The following is a 13,595-nucleotide window of genomic DNA, read 5'->3' as shown; positions in this document are numbered from 1 at the left end:
CCTGACCACTTCCGAAGCACCCGGAGGAACGGTTCCGTGCTCTAAGGTTTACAGTACTTAGCCGAGCAAAGGTTCCGTCGACAACTAAAGTTGTCGGCGGTGGTGGCGGGCTTTCCTGGCAGGATGAGGCCCCGGCAGCGGTCATCGGAAGGCGGTCAAGGTGCGGGCTTCCACTAACACGGATGCCATAACCCGGGCGCTCAGGCGGGCATGGATTCCCATCCTGATGATCGGGGTCCTGGCCATCTCGACACTGGTCGTGTCGCGGCTGCACAAGATCTTCGGGTCGCAGGACCTCAACGCGAATGCCGGCAAGGGCATCGAGATCGTGCAGTTCAATCCGAAGGTCGTGGTCTACGAGATCTCCGGCCCGCCGGGCGCCGTCGCGAACATCAACTACTGGGACGAGAACGCCAACACCCACCAGATCGCCAATGCGGCGCTGCCCTGGTCGGCCACCATCTCGACCACGCTGCCCTCGGTGAGTGCCAATATCATCGCGCAATGTGACAGCGATCAAATCAGCTGCAAGATCACCGTGGACGGCGTCGTCCGCGAACAGCACACGTCCGATGGCCACAACGCCCAGACCTTCTGCTTGGTGAAGTCCGCATGAGCGATGTCAACAGCAAGAGCCGACTCGGTGTCGACGACGCCGCCGACACCGGGCCGATCCAGACCCGGAGCGCGGGAAAGCCGGAGCGAGGTCACCGGCCGTACTTTTCCCACGCTATTCGCATCTTCGCGGTGCCGATCATCCTGGTGTGGGTCTTCGTCACGATCGTGGTCAACGTTATCGTCCCCACCCTGGAGGTCGTCGGTGAGGCGCACTCCGCCCCGATAACTCCGCTGGACGCGCCGTCGATGCAGGCGATGATGCGGATGGGCCACAACTTTCACGAGTTCGATTCCAACAGCACCGTGATGATCGTGCTGGAAGGTCAGCAGCCGCTCGGCGCCGACGCGCACCAGTACTACGACAAGCTCATGCGTCAACTGCGTCAGGACCCCGCGCACATCCAGCACATCCAGGACTTCTGGGGCGACCGGCTGACGGCGGCGGGTGCCCAAAGTGCCGACGCCAAGGGCGCTTACGTGCAGATAAACCTGGCCGGTAACCAGGGCACCACGCTGGCCAATGAATCCGTGGACGCCGTTCGCAAGGTGATCGACGAGAACAACGCGCCGCCGGGGGTCAAGGCCTACGTCACCGGTCCCGCGGCGCTCTTCGATGACATGCACCTGATCGGCAATACCAGCCTGGCCAAGATCACGCTGTTCACACTGGGCGCCATCGCGATCATGCTGCTGCTGGTGTACCGGTCCGTCGTCACCACACTGGTGCAGCTGTTCATGACGTTTGTGGCGTTGGCCTGCGCCCGCGGCGTCGTCGCGGTTCTGGCGTATCACAACGCATTCGGGCTCACCACCTTCGCCGCCAACATCCTCACCATGTTGGCGATCGCGGCCGGAACGGATTACGGGATCTTCCTCGTCGGGCGCTATCAGGAAGCGCTACGGGCCGGTGAAGACCGAGAATCCGCGTACTACACCACCTTCAAGAGTGTGGCTCCAGTGGTGCTGGGCTCGGGTCTGACGATCGCCGGCGCCACCTACTGCCTGAGTTTTACCCGGCTGCCCTGGTTCAACACCATGGGTGCACCGGTCGCGATCGGCATGCTGGTGGTCGTGCTGGCCGGGCTCACCCTGGGCCCGGCGGTGGTGTTCGTCGGCAGTCGCTTCCACCTGTTCGAGACCAAGCGGGTGGCCAAACGCGGGCGGTTGTGGCGCCGGGTGGGCACCGCGGTAGTGCGTTGGCCCGCACCGGTTCTGGCGGTCAGCGGCGCCGTGGTGTTGGTCGGCATGGTAACCCTGCCGAGCTATACGACCACCTACAACGACCGCTTCTACCTACCGCTGTCGGCACCGTCCAACCAGGGGCAGGAGGCCGCCAACCGGCACTTCTCCGAAGCGCGGATGAACCCCGATCTGCTGATGGTCGAATCCGACCACGACATGCGCAACACAGCTGACATGTTGGTGCTGGACCGGGTGGCCAAAAACGAGATGCGAACGCTCGGCATCGCCATGGTCCAGGACATCACCCGGCCGCTGGGCATCCCGATCCAGCACAGCTCGATCCCGTTCCAGAACAGCGTCCAAAGCCAGACCACCATGCAGAACGTGGGCTTCCTCAAGGAGCGGATGAACGACATCCTCAGGATGGCCGACGACCTGCAGACCCAGATCGAGATCACGGAACGCCAATACCAAGTTTCGCTTGATCTTTCGCGGGCCGCCGACGACAGTGCACGGACCACGGCGGTCACCTCGGAGATCACCGACGGCCTGCGCAATCACATCGCCGATTTCGACGACACGTTCCGGCCGGTACGCACCTACTTCTACTGGGAGAAGCACTGCTTCGACATCCCTCTGTGCTTCGGGCTGCGGTCGTTGTTCGATTCGCTGGATGGTTTCGACCAACTCGCCGAACAGTTCCACTACCTGACGGCCGACATTCAGCACACCGCCAATGCCACACACGATCTGACGGCGCTGTTTCCAACGCTGATCACCACGTTGAAGACCACCCGGGGCATCACGCTGACGCTGTACCAGACATTCCGGGCAATGATCAACCAGATGGAGGCGATGAGCAATACCGCGATCGTGATGGGGCAGAGCTTCGATCAGTCCAAGAACGACGACTTCTTCTATCTGCCGCCCGAGGCGTTCGACAACCCCGACTTCGAGACCGGTCTGCGCATGTTCCTGTCACCCGACGGGAAGTCGGCACGGTTCTTCATCACCCACCAGGGCGATCCGATGACGCCGGAAGGTATTTCACGGGTCGACGCCGAACGCACGGCCGCGCAGGAGGCGTTGAAGCAGTCCTCGCTGTCCGACGCCAGGGTGTACCTCGGCGGCACAGCCGCGACCTTCCGAGACATGGCCGATGGCGAGAAGTACGACCTGATGATCGCGGTCGTGTCCGCGCTGACGCTGATCTTCATGATCATGCTGCTACTCACCCGCAGCGTGGTGGCCGCGCTGGTCATCGTCGGCACCGCAGCCAGTTCGATCGCCGCGTCGTTCGGGCTGGCCGTGCTCATCTGGCAGGATCTATTTGGCATCAAGATCCACTGGATCGTCGTCGCGCTCTCGGTGATCATCCTGCTGGCCGTCGGTTCTGACTACAACCTGCTGTTGGTCTCCCGGTTCCGGGAGGAGATCCATCACGGACTCAAGACCGGTATCATCCGTTCGATGGCGGGCACCGGTGGGGTGGTGACGGCCGCGGGTCTGGTGTTCGCGTTCACGATGGCGGCGATGCTGGGCAGCGACCTGCGGGTGCTGGGCCAGTTCGGATCCACCGTCTGCATCGGTCTGCTACTGGACACGCTGATCGTGCGCACGCTGCTGATGCCGTCGATCGCCACGCTGCTCGGGCGTTGGTTCTGGTGGCCGCAGGTGGTGCATCCGCGCGGCGACCACGCCCGAAAGCCAATGCCGGCCTAGCCTTCTGGCGGTTTCCAGGCAGACCGCAGCGGCCCCGGGTCCGACGTGCACGCCAAGCACCGGCCCCAACGAGGTGATGATCGGCGGCTCGCACGCGGGTAGCCGTTGGGCCAGCGCGGCGGCGACCTCGTCGGCCCCGTACCGGGTTGGTGACATGGTTAACCTCCAGCGCCACCGAACCGTCGCCGACAATCTCGCACACCTCGTTTAGCAGCGCCGCCTTGCTTATGGTTCGTAACCGTTGGGCCAGAACAAGTTTGCAGGCCAACGTTTGCTTCGCGTACCGAAGTTCCCCTGGTGGCTCGCGTCGCGGCTGCAGTTAGATAACGACATGACCACGATTGAGATTGACACCCCGAACGGACCGATCGATGCGTTGCTGAACATCCCGCCCCGGGCAGGGTCCCTGGCCGGGGGTGGTGGTGGCCCACGACGCGTTCGGCTACGGGCGGGACAAGCAGTCGACCAACGACCGCATCACCCAGGCCGGCTACGTCGCGATCACGCCGAACATGTACACCCGCGGCGGCCGGATCCGATGCATCAACCGGGTGATGTGCGAGCTGATTACGTAGCGCGGGCGCGCCCTCAAAGACATCCTTTCCGCCCGCGATCATCTGCAGTCGTTGCCGGACTGCAGGTCACAGGTCGGGATAGCTGTTTTCTGCATGGGCAGACAGTTCGCACTGTTGTTGTTGCCCAATAGTTTTGGCGATTCTTCCCACTTCTACGGGACGTCGTTGCCGCGCCACCTCAACGATGTGTTGGAGGGTGCGTGCCCGATCGTGGCGAGCTTCGGCTAGCAGTGACTCGCTGGGCAAGGGTGCGCCCGATAAGTTGCGGTAAGTCGTTGCGGCCAAAGGGATCACCAACGACATCAAGGCCTACCCGGGTGTCGGGCACAGCTTCGCGAACACCCTGCCCCCCAGCCGCTGCTTCGGGTGACGGGGTTCGGACACGACCACGCCGCGACCGAGGACGCGTGGATCCGGGTGTTCGCGTTTTTGGCGAGCACCTGAAGTGAGCGCTCAGGTTGCGAGCTTGAAGCAGAGGGCACCGGCAAAGGTGTGCGTATCGCCGGGCCAGCGCGCCGAGAGGTAATTGCCGTCATCGACAACGAATGCCAGCCGTGAATCGGTCGCGGTGTCGCGCGCGAGCCCAGAGGACTTGAGTCGGACATGGCCGTCGGGCTGGCCGGGCTCTTCGGTGTAGGTGCGGTAGTAGTCGGTATCCCAGAATTGGGTGATGCGGGTGAGCCGCCAGGCCAGCCGCTCCATGGCCCAGGTCAGCGGTAGTCTTGCGCCCGTACAGGACCGAGCGACCCGTCTGGGGATCGATGCTGCGGGCGGTCAGCAGGACGCCGTGACAGATCGCGGCGACGGTCATGCCGCGGGCGAACGCCTCCACGACCAGCGTTGCAGTATGTCGATGTAGCTGCGCATGCCGCAGGCACGATGGCCGCCGGGCAGTAGCAGTGCATCGGTGTCGTCCAGGGTGGCCTCACGCAGCTGATCGGGTAACGGAACTGGTCGGAACGCACCAACGCAGCATAGGCGTCGCGAGCAGTCCTGTTGGCGCGTAACGCAAGCACGACCAGCTGGAAAAGGTCAGCACCGGCAACGCGGACCACACATCCAGCCCACGGCCGGTCACCATGATGTCGTCGGCGCCGCCCGCGGTTCCACTCTCGGTCGCGAAGATCACGTCGTGGCCGCCGTTGGTCAAGACCCGCCAACTGACCGCTACCTCGGTGGGGTCGAAGTCGCGATCCGGGAGCGGGACCATTACGCTCGCCATGAGCGACCCTAGCCGCCGGCCAGTCTGAGTTCGAGACCGACGTTGTTCTCCATGCCACCACGCCGCTTGCTGAAGAAGTTAAAAATCGCGCCGATGATGCCGTAGCGCTTGCCGATCGCGTCGTACACCCTGCCCGTTTCCGACTTGTCCAGCACGGCCGCGACGCCTTCGACGGCGTCACTGGTCGGGCGGCCGCGCATCGTGCAGGTCGCCATAGTCACTCGCGGTGTGTGGCGAATCCGCTTGACCTTCCACGAGTTTGCCCCCGTGATGACCAGGAGCCGGTCTCCCCCGTTTGCGTCCGGCGCGGTCCAGATCGGGGTTGGCTTGGGCCGCCCGTCCTTGGTGAAGGTGGTCAGCAGGATGTACTGCGACTTGGCAAGGTCGGTAAAGGTCGGCGTCACGGTGTCAACATACTCGGAAACGTTGACTTTCTCACCAGTGCGCTGCGTAAGTCGGCCCTTACGCGAAAACACTATTTTCAGAGGGTGAACGGCCGGGAGAGGTGGTGCGTAAATAATCAGACCATGTCCATGACCGGCATCCGCAGAACGCGACGGCGCAACAGGCTGGGCCCCGACCCGGTGGTGTGCCGCGCAATTTTGGCCGCGACGTCAACGACGTTGCGCGAGAGCGGTGTCGCGGCTTGAGCATCGCCACGGTGCTGGACCGCACCAAGGTGAGCACCCGCGCTTTCTACCGCCATTTCAACTCCAAGGAAGAACTGGTTGACGCGGCGTTCCTGGCGAGCGCCTGCGCGGAGAGACGACGGCTGCAGCGCCGAATGTCGCTGTCGAACACAGAGGTCGAAGCAGTCGCGGCATGGATCGATGGATGACTCGAGCTGGCATTCGATGACACCGTCAAATCCGACTTGCGACGGTTGTCGGTGGAAGCTCAGTCGCAGGTGTTCGGCTCGCCCGCTCTGGTTCAGCCCGCGTATGCCGAAATGCTCGAGCCGTTGCGCCGAGCGCTGCAGCAGGGGCTACAGCGCGGGGCGTTCCACCACATCGATCCTGCGACCCAACCCACGCCGATTTCATCCAGGGTGTGGTGTGGGCGAGCACCAACAGGCAGTGGCGGGATGGCGATTACGCCCAAACACGCGGCGATACGGTCGGATTCTGCCTGCGCGTATTGGGCGTGTCGCCCGAGACAATCGCTGAGATCTGTTCGAACGATTCTCCGAGGGAGTGAGCATGGACCTGGGGTTCACCGGCTCGACCGCCATGGTCGCCGTGGTCAAACCCTTGCGGCCGAAGGGGCCAGCGTGGCGGTGATGGCTCGCGGGTGTCCAGTCCGACCGCGTTGCCGATGCGGGCATGTTTGGTTGGGTAGGCCGAAAACACCAGCGCCACACGCTTGTCCGCGGGCTCGACCCGCCGCAGGCGCGTATGGCGCACCACCAGGCCGGGCCACCCGGGCGCAGCGTTCCGGGTCGGCGACGTAAGCGATCAAGCCGTCGTCGTCGATCTCCTTGAACGAGAACGGAACGGTGATGATGCGGCTGTCGAACTCGGGCACCGCCACCTGGCTGGCCACGTCCAGTGGGGACAGACCGTTGTCGCTGTCACGCCAGTGGCTGCGGGGGCTGGTCAAGCACAGACCTTACAAAATCGGAATATCAAGGGCCGTAAGGTGTTCAACGTTCCAGCTATCGTCGTCGCAGCCGGCGGAGGCGATCGCGGGTTTGCGTCCCCCGGCAGCCAGCACCGTGACCACCATCGCGTCGGTATCGCCGAGTCGTTGCAGCAGTTCGGGTTCGGCGGTGCGCAGCGACGCGCAGTAGACGGGCAGCGCGTTTCCGCCGGCATCCTCGATCGCCGCACACAGCGCTTCGATGTAGGCGGTGTTGACGGCCAGATGCTGCGCCCGGTAATACAACACCGCGATGGTCGGGCCGTCGTTGCGCGACGGCGCCCGCTCCAGGTCGGGGTCGGGACCGGTTCGGTGAAGCCGGCACCGGTCATCAGCACGGTGTCGGACAGGAACGCGTGCAGCTGACGCAGGTTCTGCCGAACGAAACCAACCGCCACCGTTCTAGACGCTGCCTTACCGTGGACGGGTGGCCAGAACCCGCGATACCGACGCCTACCCGGGTGCACTTCAGGTGCATCAGGCCGCCGACGGCGCGCAGGTCCGGGTGCGGCTGCCGGGTGGAATGATCACCGCGGCGCAGTTGGCGGAGCTGGCCGGCATGTCCACCGCGTTCGGCTCGGGCATGTTGGAGCTGACCGTGCGCGGCAACTTGCAACTGCGGGCTGTCACCGACGTGCCTGCTGTGGCCGAGGCCATCGCCGGCGCCGGCCTGCTGCCCTGCCCGAAACACGAGCGCGTCCGCAATATCGTCGCCTCGCCGCTGACCGGCCGCACCGGCGGACGCACCGATGTGCGGCCCTGGGTGAGCGCCCTGGACGCCGCGATGTTACACCGCGAGGGTGGAACTGGGGGCCGGTTCTGGTTCAGCATCGACGATGGCCGCGGTGACTTATCCGGATTAGGCGCCAACGTCGGGGTGCAGGACGGCGAAGACGGCTGTGCGGTACTGCCGGCGGCGCGCGACACCGGCTTGCGGGTGACGGTCGACGATGTCGTCCCGACGCTGCTCGACTTCGCCCGCCGGTTTCACGAGATCCGCGGAAAAGTTTGGCGCATCAACGAATTGGATGCCATCGACGGTCTGCTGCCCGGCGCCGATGTCAGCGCCTACCCGGCAGTTCCCCGGACCCAGCCGCCGGTGGGCTGGATCGAGCCGGACCGCCCCGGCCAGGAAGATCGGGTCGCGCTGGGCGCGGCGGTGTCGCTGGGTGTGCTGTCGGCGCGGGTCGCGGAGCGATCGGCAATGCACCCACTGCCCTGTTCCGGCTGCTCGAACTCATCGACGAGGGTGCGCCGGCGCCGGTGGCGGTGCTGGGCGGCCCGGTGGGCTTCGTCGGCTCGGCGCAGTCCAAACAGGAACTCATCGACTGACCACGCGGCATGTCGTATCTGGTGGTGCGGGGCCGCCGCGGCGGCAGCGCGATGGCGGCCGCCGCCGTCAATGCGATCGCGAGCGACACCGAATAGCGAGCCGGGGCACACTGTGGGGAGTAAGCCTCGGGCCCGGTGACCCGGAGCTGGTGACCGTCAAGGCCGCCCGGGTAATCGGCGAGGCGGACGTGGTCGCCTATCACAGCGCCCGGCACGGCCGCAGCATCGCGCGCGGCATCGCCGAACCGTATCTGCGGCCCGGCCAGATCGAGGAACACCTGGTCTACCCGGTCACCACCGAAGTGACCGATCATCCCGGCGGCTACGCCGGTGCGATCGAAACTTCATATATCGAAGCCAGCGCACGCATCGCCGCGCACCTCGACGCTGGGGGCAACGTGGCGCTGCTGGCAGAAGGCGATCCGCTGTTCTACAGCTCCTACATGCATTTGCACACCCGGCTGACGGAGCGGTTCCGACGCTGTGATCGCCCCGGGCGTAACGTCGGTGAGCGTCGCCTCCGCGGCCGTCGTAATACCGTTAGTGGCCGGCGACGAAGTGCTGTCGATACTGCCGGGAACGCTGCCGGTGGCCGAGCTGACCCGTCGACTCGCCGACGCACGCGGGGTCTTTGCGCGCGGCGCAAGCATGCGCAACGATGCAGGGATGCGGTGTGACGTTGCGCGTGAGGCACTTTCCGCCCGGTTGGACGGCGAGCGCCCTCAGGTGCTAGCCCAGCAGGTCGATGCCCACCTGGAGTCGTGCCGGGGCTGCCGCACCTGGCTGATCGGCGCCGCCGCGCAGACCCGCCGGTTCGCGTCGATGACGCCCAGCGACGGACCAGATCTGGTGGGCCGCATCATGGCCAGCATCGACGACGCTTCCACCCGGTCGCAGCGCTGGATGCGTGCAGTACGGTCGCGGTACCGCCGATGGGGACTGATCGCGGTGGGCGCGTTTCAGGTCGCGATCGCGACCGCTCAAATCGGTGGCATGAACTTCGGCATGGTCTCGCACCACGTGCACGGTGCGATGTCCGGCGAGCACCTGCTGCACGAGTCCACCGCGTGGTTGTTGGCGCTCGGGGTCGCGATGGTGGCCGCCGGCATCTGGCCGGTGACCGCTATCGGCGTCGCGGCGATCACCGGGGCGTATTCGGTGGCGCTGATGAGCTACGTCGCCGCGGACGCCCTCGACGGGCAGGTCACCGCGACGCGCGTGGCCAGCCACGTGCCGGTGCTGCTGGGCCTGGTCTTCGTTGTGTTGGTGGTTCGGGAACGGACCGGCGGAAGTCGGCCCCGCCATTCCGACTTCGACGCCTTCGACGCGGAGCTGCCCAACCGGCAGTTCACCGCGCGGCGACGCGGCCACCTGAGGCCGATCAACCGGTCGCACCCCGGCGCGAAATCTACGACGACCGGTCGTAGACTGACCGCGTCCGCGCAAGTAAGGTGGTTGGTCATGACCGCGTCCAGCGATGACGAGGCCGTAACCGAATTGGCCTTGGCCGCCGCCCGCGGCAATCAACGCGCACTCGAGGCCTTCATCAAAGCCACTCAGCAAGACGTGTGGCGGTTCGTCACTTACCTGGCCGACGCGGGTAGCGCCGATGACCTGACGCAGGAGACCTACCTGCGGGCAATCGGTGCGATCAAACGGTTCGCGGGGCGGTCGACGGCCCGCACGTGGCTGTTGGCCATTGCCCGGCGCGTGGTCGCCGACCATATTCGCCACATCCAGTCGCGGCCGCGCCCCGCCGCCGGCGCCGATCCCGATCGGGTGCGCAACCCTGACCACCACTCACGCGGGTTCGAAGATCTGGTCGAGGTGACGGCGATGATCGCCAACCTCACCCCTGAACAGCGTGAAGCGTTGCTGCTGACCCAGCTGCTGGGGTTGCCCTATGCCGACGCCGCCGCCGTGTGCGGCTGCCCCGTCGGAACGATTCGATCCCGCGTCGCCCGGGCACGCGACGCGCTGCTCGCCGACGCCGAACGCGACGACCTGACCGGCTGACTCAACGCAAATTAGCCAGCCGCGCAACCCAATCCGCAGCTTCCGCGACGGTGCCGACCGTTGACACACCGTCCGGCAGCGGCGGCCTGGCCACCATCACCACCGGGATGCCCAACGTGGCGGCGGCTTCCAGTTTGCCCCGGGTTATGTCCCCGCCGCTGTTCTTGGTAACCAGCGCGTCGACGCGGTGGTCACGCATCAGGGCGAGTTCATCATCGTAGTCATACGGCCCGCGCGACAACAGCACCTGATGATGCCGCGGCAAGGAAGCGGGATCGGTGACGGCGCGGATCAGGAACCACGCGTCGCTGGCGGCTAAGGCCTTGACGCCCGAGCGGCCGGTGGTCAGGAAAACCCGTCGGTACTTCTGCGTGGCAACCGCTTGTGCCGCTTCGACATCCGAGCGCACGACTTCGGCCGCGCCCGGGTCCCAGGCAGGTCGGACCAGCACCAGGTGCGATAACCGGAGCTGGCGGCACGCCTCGGCGACGTGGGCGGTCATGGTGGCCGCGAACGGGTGCGTCGCGTCGACGACCGCATCGATGTGTTCGGCGTGCAACCAGCCGCGCAGGCCGGGTACGCTGCCAAAGCCGCCGACGCGAACCGCGCCGACCGGCAGGGCGGTATCGCGTACCCGGCCTGCGAGCGCGCTGATCACCTCGACGTTGGGGTGCAACGCTTTCGCGAGCGCCCGGCCCTCGGCGGTACCGCCGAGCAGCAGGACGCGCATCAGTGTTGACCCCTGGCGCGGCGGGCGGTCGAATAGAGGTAGCTGTCGGTGAATCCGCCGGCGGCCAGCACATCGCCGACGATGACGACGGCGGTCTTGGTGATTCCCGCTTCGCGCATCTGGTGGGCGATGTCGACCAGCGTGCCACGCAGCACCTGTTCCTGCGGCCAGGTAGCGAAAGCTACTGTAGCGACCGGGGTTTCGGGTCGATAGCCGTTGTCGAGCAGCTGCGGGACTATGGCGTCGATCTGGGCGGACGCCAGGTGCCGCACCAGGGTGCCGCCGGAACGGGCGAGCGTAGGGAGATCTTCGCCGGGCGGCATGGCCGTCGACAACGTCGACACCCTGGTTAGCGTCACCGTCTGCGCGACTCCCGGCCACGGTGAGCTCACGGTTCAGCGCGGCGGCAGCGGCGGCGAAAGCCAGTACACCGGGCAGGATTTCGTAGCCGATGCCCAGCGCATCGATCCGGTGGCACTGCTCGGCCACCGCACTGTACAGCGATGGATCTCCGGAGTGCAGCCGCGCCACGTCGTGACCCCTGGCGTGCGCGTCGACAAGTTCGACGATGATCTGGTCGAGCGTCAACGGGCCGGTGTCAACAATTTTCGCGTCGGGAGGGCAGAAGTCCAACAGATCCTTGGGCATGATGGAGCCGGCGTACAGACAGGTTTCGCATCGTTGCAGTAGTCGTTGGCCGCGGACGGTGATCAGGTCGGCCGCACCGGGGCCTGCGCCGATGAAATACACCGTCATTTCGTCACCGCCCATTGGGTGACCGGATGCTGCGGACGCCAGCCGGTGAAGGCGCCCAACGGCTCGCCGTGAAAGTGCTGGAACCGTCGCAGCTCTCCCCCGAGCCGTGCATACGCTTGCAGCACACGCGATTCGGATTCGGTGGTGACGGTGTTGGCGACGAGTCGCCCACCCTTGGGCAGCTGATCGAGGCAGGCGTCGAGGAGGTTCGGGTGGGTCAGGCCGCCGCCGATGAAGATGGCGTCGGGCGTCGAGGCACCGTCGAACTGGTCGGGCCCCTGCCCGCGGATTTCGACGGTGACGCCGAAGGCAGTGGCGTTAAATTCGAGGTTGCGGCGGCGCTTTTCGTCCTGTTCGAAGGCGACGGCGGCGCAGCCGGGTCCGCTGCGACACCATTCCACCAGCGATGCTGCCCGAGCCCGCGCCGACGTCCCACAACCGTTCGCCGGGGCGCGGTTGCAGGGTGGCGAGTGTGACCGCCCGAATGCCGAGTTTGGTGATCTGCCCGTCATGGGTTAACACGTCGTCAGGCAACGGTGCGACGCGTTCGTCGGGGAGGTAGCGGACGGCGATCACGTTAAGATCGTCAACGTCATCGAATGGTTGGTGGGCCCACTCGTAGGCGGTGCCGTCGCGGCGGCGTTCGGCCGGGCCGCCGCAGCGCACCGCGGTGTGGGTGGGCGCGGTGACGAGGCTGATCAACTCGATCTCGTGGACCGGCCACCCCATCCGGGCGCAGGTCAGCTGACGGCCGAGACATGCGGTATGACGCGAACGTTTTCGGCGCCGTGCAGGCGGATCAGGGTGCCGCCGATGCCGTGCATGAGCGGGTCGCCGCTGGCGACTACGTGGATTCGGTCCTCGACGAGCAGCGTCTGCAGGGCTGGGAGCATCGGCGACGGCCACTTCCTGCGTTGCGCGGTCACAGTGTCGTCGAGCAGATCGAGTTGCCGATCGACACCGTAAATTATTGTTGCGATGCGTAATTCGGCGTAGGCTTGCTCTGGAAAGTCCGGCCATGCCGTCGGCGCCGATGCCGACGACGGTGATCATCGCGGCATCCTGCGCGAGATGGGCTGCGGCAGCATTCGCATCACAACCGACGCCGGTCCAAGCGCCCAGGGGATCCAGACGGTGCGCCGGCCTCGGGCCAATGCGCGGGCGGTCGCGGCGGCTACCTGCTCGGGTGTGCTGGACAGGGGCGCCGGGGTCATGCCTTCCGTCATACGCCCGATGACGAAGCCGGGGCGCACGATGAGCAGGTGTACTTCGATGCCGTGCAGCGCGTACGCCAGGCCGTTGGCGAAACCGACGAAACCGCCCTTCGCCGAACCGTAGACGTAGTTGGCGCAGCGCACGCGCGCCGGCGATCGACGAGAACACTCCAGGGCCCCTTGTGCCGGCGCTCCGCATGGCGGCGGCCAGGTGGGTGAGCATGCTGACCTGAGCGACGTAGTCGGTGTGTACGATGGCGACCGCGTGGGCCGCGTCGGTTTCGGCGCGGGCTTGGTCACCAAGGATGCCAAACGCCAGCACCGCGGTGGCGATCGGACCGTGTTCGGCGATGACCTCTGCCACCTACCTACCGTGCGAGGCCAGGTCGTCGGCGTCGAATTCGCGGGTGTGCACGGTCTTCGCGCCGGCCGCCGTGAGTTCGGCGACCTGCTCGTCGAGGTGATCGGCCCGACGCGCGGCGAGCACCGCCGTGGCGCCGTCGGCCAGCCACCGGGCGAGCTCGATGCCGATCTGGCTGCGACCTCCCAGAATAAGAACTGGACCTGCGCCCGTGTCGTCCACGGCTGCG

Annotated in this window: 8 protein-coding genes and 10 pseudogenes; 9 read left to right on the top strand and 9 right to left on the bottom strand. The window is 66.0% G+C overall.

Annotated features, from left to right (window positions below; genetic code table 11):
* Positions 1-226: 226 nt before the first annotated feature.
* Complete coding sequence (locus FQ389_RS03325) at positions 227-616, top strand: MmpS family protein (RefSeq protein ID WP_260860468.1); 390 nt, start codon at positions 227-229, stop codon at positions 614-616.
* Positions 613-3,522 carry an MMPL/RND family transporter gene (locus tag FQ389_RS03320; protein WP_144206052.1) on the top strand — a complete coding sequence of 970 codons (2,910 nt, stop codon included), beginning with the start codon at positions 613-615 and terminating at the stop codon, positions 3,520-3,522. The genes FQ389_RS03325 and FQ389_RS03320 overlap by 4 nt, the downstream gene beginning before the upstream one ends.
* Positions 3,523-3,528: 6 nt before the next feature.
* On the opposite strand, the pseudogene FQ389_RS03315 reads toward FQ389_RS03320, so the two are convergent.
* Positions 3,529-3,781, bottom strand: a pseudogene (locus FQ389_RS03315) (DegV family protein); the annotation flags it as partial.
* Between the two features lie 72 nt (positions 3,782-3,853).
* Here FQ389_RS03315 and FQ389_RS03310 point away from each other — a divergent pair.
* A pseudogene (locus FQ389_RS03310) lies at positions 3,854-4,541 on the top strand (dienelactone hydrolase family protein).
* A gap of 9 nt (positions 4,542-4,550) precedes the next feature.
* Here FQ389_RS03310 and FQ389_RS18880 read toward each other — a convergent pair.
* The 3 genes from FQ389_RS18880 to FQ389_RS03300 all read right to left on the bottom strand — a co-directional run bounded on the left by FQ389_RS18880 (position 4,551) and on the right by FQ389_RS03300 (position 5,723).
* Entirely contained in the window at positions 4,551-4,799 is a 249-nt protein-coding gene (locus FQ389_RS18880; protein WP_260860447.1) for a hypothetical protein, read from the bottom strand.
* A 223-nt stretch (positions 4,800-5,022) separates the two neighbouring features.
* Complete coding sequence (locus tag FQ389_RS18875; protein WP_260860445.1) at positions 5,023-5,307, bottom strand: type 1 glutamine amidotransferase domain-containing protein; 285 nt, start codon at positions 5,305-5,307, stop codon at positions 5,023-5,025.
* Positions 5,308-5,327: 20 nt separating this feature from the next.
* Positions 5,328-5,723 carry a PPOX class F420-dependent oxidoreductase gene (locus FQ389_RS03300; protein ID WP_144206051.1) on the bottom strand — a complete coding sequence of 132 codons (396 nt, stop codon included), beginning with the start codon at positions 5,721-5,723 and terminating at the stop codon, positions 5,328-5,330.
* A 257-nt stretch (positions 5,724-5,980) separates the two neighbouring features.
* Here FQ389_RS03300 and FQ389_RS18870 point away from each other — a divergent pair, with 257 nt between their 5' ends.
* Positions 5,981-6,157, top strand: coding sequence for a TetR/AcrR family transcriptional regulator (locus tag FQ389_RS18870; RefSeq protein WP_260860443.1), 177 nt, complete (start codon positions 5,981-5,983; stop codon positions 6,155-6,157).
* 447 nt (positions 6,158-6,604) lie between these two features.
* Here FQ389_RS18870 and FQ389_RS03290 read toward each other — a convergent pair.
* Positions 6,605-7,331 (bottom strand): annotated as a pseudogene (locus tag FQ389_RS03290) (cobaltochelatase subunit CobN); the annotation flags it as partial.
* Between the two features lie 53 nt (positions 7,332-7,384).
* Here FQ389_RS03290 and FQ389_RS21075 point away from each other — a divergent pair.
* From FQ389_RS21075 to sigC, 5 genes and pseudogenes are all read left to right on the top strand, one after another.
* Positions 7,385-8,152: pseudogene (locus FQ389_RS21075) on the top strand (precorrin-3B synthase); the annotation flags it as partial.
* Positions 8,152-8,385: pseudogene (locus tag FQ389_RS03280) on the top strand (precorrin-8X methylmutase); the annotation flags it as partial. The pseudogenes FQ389_RS21075 and FQ389_RS03280, both read left to right, overlap by 1 nt.
* Positions 8,382-9,033: pseudogene (locus FQ389_RS03275) on the top strand (SAM-dependent methyltransferase); the annotation flags it as partial. The pseudogenes FQ389_RS03280 and FQ389_RS03275, both read left to right, overlap by 4 nt.
* A 78-nt stretch (positions 9,034-9,111) precedes the next feature.
* Positions 9,112-9,573 (top strand): annotated as a pseudogene (locus FQ389_RS18860) (DUF2275 domain-containing protein); the annotation flags it as partial.
* Between the two features lie 177 nt (positions 9,574-9,750).
* Positions 9,751-10,305: an RNA polymerase sigma factor SigC gene (sigC, locus tag FQ389_RS18855; protein ID WP_260860466.1), complete on the top strand. Its 555-nt coding sequence runs from the start codon at positions 9,751-9,753 to the stop codon at positions 10,303-10,305.
* A 1-nt stretch (position 10,306) separates the two neighbouring features.
* On the opposite strand, the gene FQ389_RS03265 is transcribed toward sigC, so the two are convergent.
* From FQ389_RS03265 to FQ389_RS03250, 4 genes and pseudogenes are all read right to left on the bottom strand, one after another.
* The gene (locus FQ389_RS03265; protein WP_144206050.1) at positions 10,307-11,035 is read right to left on the bottom strand and encodes a cobalt-precorrin-6A reductase; all 729 of its coding nucleotides are present in this window, start codon (positions 11,033-11,035) and stop codon (positions 10,307-10,309) included.
* Positions 11,035-11,791: pseudogene (gene cobM / locus FQ389_RS03260) on the bottom strand (precorrin-4 C(11)-methyltransferase). The gene FQ389_RS03265 and the pseudogene cobM overlap by 1 nt, the downstream one beginning before the upstream one ends.
* A pseudogene (cbiT, locus tag FQ389_RS03255) lies at positions 11,788-12,844 on the bottom strand (precorrin-6Y C5,15-methyltransferase (decarboxylating) subunit CbiT). The pseudogenes cobM and cbiT overlap by 4 nt, the downstream one beginning before the upstream one ends.
* Positions 12,841-13,588: pseudogene (locus FQ389_RS03250) on the bottom strand (SDR family NAD(P)-dependent oxidoreductase). The pseudogenes cbiT and FQ389_RS03250 overlap by 4 nt, the downstream one beginning before the upstream one ends.
* Between the last annotated feature and the right edge of the window lie 7 nt (positions 13,589-13,595).

The organism is Mycobacterium tilburgii, assembly GCF_902168065.1.
GTDB classification, from domain to species: domain Bacteria; phylum Actinomycetota; class Actinomycetes; order Mycobacteriales; family Mycobacteriaceae; genus Mycobacterium; species Mycobacterium tilburgii.
Note: the sequence above shows the minus strand (reverse complement) of the source record. Positions and strands in the feature narration are given on the sequence as shown.

Bases quoted from the DNA above. Each gene is read 5' to 3' on its own strand.
- FQ389_RS03320 (WP_144206052.1), top strand. From the start codon at position 613: ATGAGCGATGTCAACAGCAAGAGCCGACTCGGTGTCGACGACGCCGCC.
- FQ389_RS18875 (WP_260860445.1), bottom strand. From the start codon at position 5,307: ATGGTCCCGCTCCCGGATCGCGACTTCGACCCCACCGAGGTAGCGGTC.
- FQ389_RS18880 (WP_260860447.1), bottom strand. From the start codon at position 4,799: ATGGAGCGGCTGGCCTGGCGGCTCACCCGCATCACCCAATTCTGGGAT.
- FQ389_RS03325 (WP_260860468.1), top strand. From the start codon at position 227: ATGATCGGGGTCCTGGCCATCTCGACACTGGTCGTGTCGCGGCTGCAC.
- FQ389_RS03265 (WP_144206050.1), bottom strand. From the start codon at position 11,035: ATGCGCGTCCTGCTGCTCGGCGGTACCGCCGAGGGCCGGGCGCTCGCG.
- sigC (WP_260860466.1), top strand. From the start codon at position 9,751: ATGACCGCGTCCAGCGATGACGAGGCCGTAACCGAATTGGCCTTGGCC.